At 73.3% G+C, this 6,541-nt stretch carries 4 protein-coding genes and 1 pseudogene; 2 read left to right on the top strand and 3 right to left on the bottom strand.

Going from position 1 to position 6,541, the window contains the following annotated elements:
• Positions 1 to 168: 168 nt before the first annotated feature.
• Complete coding sequence (locus tag H5J29_RS16865) at positions 169 to 801, top strand: response regulator (RefSeq protein WP_181781915.1); 633 nt, start codon at positions 169 to 171, stop codon at positions 799 to 801.
• Positions 798 to 1,559, top strand: a complete 762-nt coding sequence (locus tag H5J29_RS16870; protein WP_181781912.1) for a DUF4097 family beta strand repeat-containing protein — start codon at positions 798 to 800, stop codon at positions 1,557 to 1,559. Before H5J29_RS16865 ends, H5J29_RS16870 begins: the two co-directional genes overlap by 4 nt.
• A gap of 22 nt (positions 1,560 to 1,581) precedes the next feature.
• Here H5J29_RS16870 and H5J29_RS16875 read toward each other — a convergent pair whose 3' ends face one another.
• From H5J29_RS16875 to H5J29_RS16885, 3 genes and pseudogenes are all read right to left on the bottom strand, one after another.
• The gene (locus tag H5J29_RS16875; RefSeq protein WP_181781913.1) at positions 1,582 to 2,340 is read right to left on the bottom strand and encodes a class I SAM-dependent methyltransferase; all 759 of its coding nucleotides are present in this window, start codon (positions 2,338 to 2,340) and stop codon (positions 1,582 to 1,584) included.
• A gap of 89 nt (positions 2,341 to 2,429) precedes the next feature.
• Positions 2,430 to 5,630 carry an isoleucine--tRNA ligase gene (ileS, locus tag H5J29_RS16880; protein ID WP_181781914.1) on the bottom strand — a complete coding sequence of 1,067 codons (3,201 nt, stop codon included), beginning with the start codon at positions 5,628 to 5,630 and terminating at the stop codon, positions 2,430 to 2,432.
• Positions 5,631 to 6,151: 521 nt separating this feature from the next.
• Positions 6,152 to 6,541 (bottom strand): annotated as a pseudogene (locus H5J29_RS16885) (hypothetical protein); the annotation flags it as partial.

Raw genomic sequence — 6,541 nt, forward strand, 5'->3', positions numbered from 1 at the left:
GATGACGGCGGCGATGGTCCTGACCACGGCCATCTCGCTGCTCATGGTCGGCAGCGGCCTGCGCGGGCTGGCGGACCGGGTGTCCGGGGTGGACGGCCAGCTCGGCGTCGACTCACCGGCGGGCGGGCCGACCGTGCTGACCGTGGAGCTCCGCTCGTGACCACGGTGATGATCGCCGAGGACTCGGTGCTGCTGCGCTCCGGCCTGGAGCACCTGCTCGCCGACGCCGGGTTCGAGGTCACGGCCTCGGTGCCCGACGCCGAGCAGCTGCTCCGCTCGGTCGGCGCGGCGCCCCCGGACGTCGTCGTCGCGGACGTCCGGATGCCCCCGACGCACACCGACGAGGGCCTGCGCGCCGCGCTCGTCATCCGGGAGCGGTGGCCCGCGGTGGCGGTGCTCGTGCTGTCCCAGTACGTCGAGGAGCGGTACGCCACCGACCTGCTCGCCGGGCGCACCCGCGGCCTCGGGTACCTGCTCAAGGACCGGGTGGCGGACGTCGACAGCTTCGTCGAGGCGCTGCGCCGGGTCGCGGGCGGCGGCACGGCGTTGGACCCCGAGGTCGTCTCGCAGCTGTTCGCCCGGTCGAGGCGGCCCGATCCCGGGCTCACCCCGCGGGAGCGCGAGGTGCTGGCGCTGATGGCGGAGGGGCGGTCCAACGCCGGGATCGCGGAGGCCATGGTCGTCGGCGAGGGGGCCGTCGAGAAGCACGTCACCGGCATCTTCGCCAAGCTCGCGCTGCCGACCGGGGCGACCGACCACCGCCGCGTGCTCGCGGTGCTGCACTACCTGGAGGGGTCGTGAGGACACGCGCGGTCGTCGGGGTGTCGGTGGTGTTCGTGCTCGCGGTGGTGGTCGTGGGGGCCACGCAGCTGGTCTCGGAGACCTTCCGCGGCAGTGCCGTGCGGGAGGAGACGCTCGAGCCGCAGGTCCCGCGTCTCGAGCTGGTCGTGGACCAGGGGGACGTGACGCTCGTGCCGAGCGCGGACGGGCTCGTGCACGCCCGCGCCGAGTCGTGGTTCGGGATGCGGGAACCGGTGATCGACGCGGAGTCCGGCGCGACCGGGGTGCGGCTGGCGTCGCGGTGTGTCGACGGCTTCGTGGCCGCCCGCTGCGAGACGCGCTGGACCGTCGCGGTGCCCGCCTCGGTGGGGGTGGCCGTGGACAGCGGCTCGGGACGGGTCCGGGTGCAGGACCTCGCGGGGCCGGTGACCGTGGACGCGGTGTCGGACGTCGCGCTCGCCGGGCTGAGCGGGACCGTCGCGGTGCGCAGCGTGTACGGCGACGTCACGGGGGCGGGTCTGCAAAGCGAGTCGCTGACCGTCGCGACGCGCTCGGGCGACGTCGACGTCGCGCTGGCAGCGGTTCCCCGCTCGGTCTCCGTCACCGCCTCCGACCAGGGCGATCTCTCGCTCGCGGTACCGGGCACGGGCCCCTACCGGATCGACGCCGACCACGGCCGGTTCGGCGGGGAGCGCATCACCGTGGCCGAGGACCCGACCGCCCCGTCCGTCCTGCACGCGAGCACCAGCGGCGGCGAGGTCGTGATCCGCCCCCTGTGAGTGGCGATAGTCGCTCACAGGGTCAGGAGTGCCAGGTGAGGGTGGCCGCCTCCGTCGTGCGGGGTGGGAGGTCGGCCAGGGCCGCGGCCACCTCCGGCACCCGGTCGGTGGGCAGGCAGAGCCTGCGGGCGACCCACGTCGGGTCGTGCGGTGGCCTGCGGTCGCGCGCCCAGCGGGTCACCTCGGGGTCGATTCCCTGCTCGCGCAGCACGGCCACGGCGTCGTCCACCGTGGCCGGATCGGGGCGGAGCAGGTCGTGGAAGCGGACCCAGAGCGGGTCCAGCCAGGCCATCGGGTGCTCCGACAGCATCTCGACGACGACGCCCCGGCCCGCCGCCTCCGTCAGCGCCGCGAGGAACGGCGGGAGGTCGACGACGTTGTGCAGCACGTGGTGCGAGACCACGACGTCCGCGGTGCCGGCCTCGCCCACGGCCTCCGGCCACGGCCCGAGGACGGTCCGGGCGGGCACCCTGCGGACGTCCGCCCCGGCCTCGAACAGGTCCAGCATGTCCTGCTGCCGGTCCACCCCGGTCGCGTGGACCAGGGGCCCGACCAGGGCGAACGCGGCGTCCCCGCCCCCACAGCCGACGTCGAGCACGGTGCCGGAGGGGCCGACCAGCGCGAGCCCGGCCTCGCGGGAGGGGGTGTCGGCGGGGACCGCGGGTGCCACGAAGTCCGCAGGATCGTGCGTCCACGGACTCACCGGGGCCTGCGCCAGGATCTCGGGCGGCACCCCCCGTCCGGACTGCAGTTCCGCCCAGCGCTCCGCCGCACTCCCCACGCAGGAACCCCACCCCACGACGGAGCGAACGGCACTCTCGCTCAGTAGGTATGAGCGAGAGTGCCGTTCGCCGGTCAGTCGTTCGCCGGTCAGGACGCCTTGGTGACCTGCACCCGCACCTCGGCCGAGGTGCCTGCCGGGTCGCTCACCGAGCCGGTGCCCGTGGGGTCCGCGACCTCGGCGTACGCGACCGAGGTGGCCAGGACCTCACCCGTCACGAACCGCTCGTGCTCCTTGACCGCCGCGAGGACGGGCTCCGGGGCGTCGAGGGTCAGCGCGATGCGGTCCGAGACGTCCAGACCCGCCTCCCGACGGGCCTGCTGGACCGCGCGCACGACGTCTCGCGCCGTGCCCTCCGCGGCGAGCGCGGGCGTGACCTCGGTGTCCAGCACGACCAGCCCGGAGTTGCCGGGCAGCGCCCCGGTCGACTGGGGGTCCGCGGCCTGCAGGCGCTCCGAGAACTCGCCCTCGACCAGGGTGATCCCGCCCGCCGTCACGGTCCCGTCCGGGTTCGACCGCCAGTCACCCGCCTTGACCGCCTTGATCGCCGTCTGGGTCTCCTTGCCCAACCGGGGACCGCAGGCGCGGGCGTTGACGGTCAGCTCGAACTCGCCGTAGGTCGCGACGTCCGTCGTCAGCACGACCTCCTTGACGTTCACCTCGTCCCGCAGGATGTCGGCGAACGGCGCGAGGCTCTCCGCGTCGGCGGCCGCCACCGTGAGCGTGGCCAGCGGCAGCCGGACCCGCAGCCTGCGGGCCTTCCGCAACGACAGCCCCGCCGACGCCACCTGACGCACCCGGTCCATGGCCGCGACCAGGGCGTCGTCGTGCGGGAGGTCGCCGGACACGGGCCAGTCGGTCAGGTGCACCGACCGGACCCCCCCGGGGTCCACGGCCGACGGAGTCGGCGGGGTGGGTCGGGTGAGCCCCTGCCACAGCTGCTCCATGGTCAGCGGCAGCAGCGGGGCGGCCACCCGGGCGGTCGTCTCCAGCACGGTGTGCAGGGTGTCGATCGCCTCCTGGTCGCCCTCCCAGAAGCGGTCCCTGGAGCGCCGCACGTACCAGTTCGTGAGCACCTCGGCGTGGTCGCGGATCTGCTCGCAGGCCCCGGCGATGTCGTAGGCGTCCATCGCCGCGGTCACGCCGTCGACCAGCGCCGCCGTCTTGGCCAGCACGTACCGGTCCAGCACGTTCCCCGACGCCGTCGACCACGTCCCGGTGGTCCCCGCCGCCCCGGCGTAGAGCGACAGGAAGTACCAGGTGTTCCACAGCGGCAGGATCGCCTGCCGGACCCCCTCGCGGATGCCCTGCTCGGTCACGACCAGGTTCCCGCCGCGGAGGATCGGCGAGGCCATGAGGAACCAGCGCATGGCGTCGGAGCCGTCGCGGTCGAAGACCTCGTTGACGTCCGGGTAGTTGCGCAGCGACTTCGACATCTTCGCGCCGTCGTCGCCCAGCACGATCCCGTGCGCCACGCAGCTCTCGAACGCCGGCCGGTCGAACAGCGCCGTGGCCAGCACGTGCAGCGTGTAGAACCAGCCGCGGGTCTGGCCGTTGTACTCGACGATGAAGTCGCCCGGGTAGTGGTGCTCGAACCAGTCCGCGTTCTCGAACGGGTAGTGCACCTGCGCGAAGGGCATCGAGCCGGACTCGAACCAGCAGTCGAGCACCTCGGGCACCCGACGCATGGTCGCCCTGCCCGTGGGGTCGTCCGGGTTCGGCCTGGTCAGCTCGTCGATGAACGGCCGGTGCAGGTTGTCCGGGCGCACGCCGAAGTCCCGCTCGAGCTCGTCGAGCGAGCCGTAGACGTCCGTGCGGGGGTATCGCGGGTCGTCGGAGACCCACACCGGGATCGGGCTGCCCCAGAACCGGTTGCGGGAGATGTTCCAGTCCCGGGCGCCCTCCAGCCACTTCCCGAACTGGCCGTCCCGGATGTAGCCGGGCACCCAGTTGATCTCCTGGTTGAGCTCGACCATCCGGTCCCTGAACGCCGTGACCTGCACGAACCACGAGTCGACGGCCCGCTGGATCAGCGGGTTGCCGCAGCGCCAGCAGTGCGGGTACGGGTGGTCGTAGGTCTCGTGGCGCAGCAGCACGCCGTGCACGTACGGGGCGGTGCCCGCCTTGAGGTCACGGATGATGTTCGGGTTGGCCGCGAACACCTGCTGTCCGGTGTACGGCGGCACCTCGACGGTGAACTCGCCGCGCGAGTCCACGGGCACGACGACCTCGATGCCGGCCGCGTCCGTGACGAGCTTGTCCTCCTCACCGAAGGCGGGGGCGATGTGCACGAGCCCGGTGCCGTCGTCGACCGTGACGTAGTCCGCCTCCAGGACCTGGTGCGCGTTCTCCCGGCCGACGAAGAAGTCGAACGGCGGCGTGTAGGACAGCCCGAGCAGCTCTCGGCCGGTGTAGGTGCGCAGCACCTCCGGCTCCTCGCCCAGCTCACGGGCGTAGGCGCCGATCCGGGCGGTCGCGATGACGTACCTCTCCTCGCCGGAGCGCAGCAGCGTGTACTCGACCTCGGGGTTCACCGCCACGGCGAGGTTCGACGGGAGGGTCCACGGCGTCGTCGTCCAGACGAGGGCGAGGGCACCGTCCAGGTCCGCGCCGAGCTCCGGGTCCTCGCTGCGCAGTCGCAGCCCGACGGTGACCGCGGGGTCCTGTCGGTCCCGGTAGACGTCGTCCATCTTGGTCTCGGACGCCGCCAGCGGGGTCTCGCACCGCCAGCAGTACCAGAGCACGCGGAAGCCCTGGTAGACCCAGCCCTTGTCCCACAGGGTCTTGAAGGCCCACAGGACGCTCTCCATGTAGTCCAGGTCGAGCGTCTTGTAGTCGTTGTCGAAGTCCACCCAGCGGGCCTGGCGGGTCACGTAGTCCCGCCACTCGCCGGTGTAGCGGAGCACGGAGGTGCGGCACGCCTCGTTGAAGGCGGCGACGCCCATCTCCTCGATCTCGGACTTGTGCGTGATCCCCAGCTGGCGCTCCGCCTCGTACTCGGCGGGCAGGCCGTGGGTGTCCCAGCCGAACCTGCGCTCGACGTGCTTGCCGCGCATCGTCTGGTAGCGGGGCACGACGTCCTTCACGTACCCGGTCAGCAGGTGCCCGTAGTGCGGGAGGCCGTTCGCGAAGGGGGGGCCGTCGTAGAAGACGAACTCGTTCGACCCGTTCTCCCCCGCCGGGCGCGCCTTGACCGAGGCGGCGAACGTGTCGTCCGCCTCCCAGGTCTTGAGGACCTCGCGCTCCAGCTGCGGGAAGGACGGGTGCGCGGGAACCGGGGGGTAGCTCATGGTCGGTGCTCCTCGTGCGGGCGGGTTGTGCTCGTGCCTGCACGGGGACGACTCGATCCTGCTGAGCCGCGGTACCACCCCGCTTGCCCGACTCACGCCGGGCCACTCGTTCTACGGCGCTGACGGGCCGCACCCGTCCGGTTCTACTCCCGCTCGCACGGTTTCTTCCGGAGGCTCCCCGGTGATGGCCGGATCGGTGCCTGTGTGGAAAGGGTAGCGCGGGGGCGCGACGGGTTATTCCGCCGGGCCCCTGCGGCTCGGACCGGCCGGGCTGGGTTGGGCTCGGTTGGGCTGGGCTGAGTTGGGCCGGGCTTGGGCAGGGCCGGGATGGGTTGGGCCGGGCTTGGGCAGGGCCGGGCTAGGTTAGGCCGGGCTGGGCCGGGCTGGTTTCGGCCGGGCTGGGCTGGCCTCGGCCGGGCTGGCCTGGCTTGGGTCGGGCTGACTGGCCGGCTGGGCGGGCCGGAGCTGGGTTGAGCCCAGCTCAGACCGGCCCTGGACGGCTCGGGACGACTCAGGCCGGCTCAGCGGGCGGCAGGCTGGTGGCGGCCCGCCATGGTGCGGTCCGGAGTGCACCAGCCGCACGGGGTGAAGCCCAGCTCGACGGCCTCCTTGGCCGGGAGCGGGATCACCGGGCGGCCGGGCAGCGAGCGGCAGCCCGCCAGGTGGTAGCGAGGCTGCTCGTCTACCACGACGACCTCGTCCTCCAGTTCGGCGACCAGCGCCGCGACCTCGGCGTCCCGGGGCTCCTCCGGAGGCTCGCCGTGCGGCCCGGCCGGGGGCGGCCCACCCGCGGGCTGTCCGGGCGGGTTCTGAGCAGGCGGGTTCTGGGCAGGCGGGTTCTGAACGGGCGGGGCCTGGCCGGCGGGCGGCTGCCCGGCGGGGGCCTGACCGGGCGGCGGGCCCGACGGGGC

This window comes from Pseudonocardia pini, from assembly GCF_013870575.1.
GTDB lineage: Bacteria > Actinomycetota > Actinomycetes > Mycobacteriales > Pseudonocardiaceae > Pseudonocardia > Pseudonocardia pini.

Coding starts and splice junctions, on each gene's coding strand:
- ileS (WP_181781914.1), bottom strand. CDS start 5,630: ATGAGCTACCCCCCGGTTCCCGCGCACCCGTCCTTCCCGCAGCTGGAG.
- H5J29_RS16865 (WP_181781915.1), top strand. CDS start 169: ATGATCGCCGAGGACTCGGTGCTGCTGCGCTCCGGCCTGGAGCACCTG.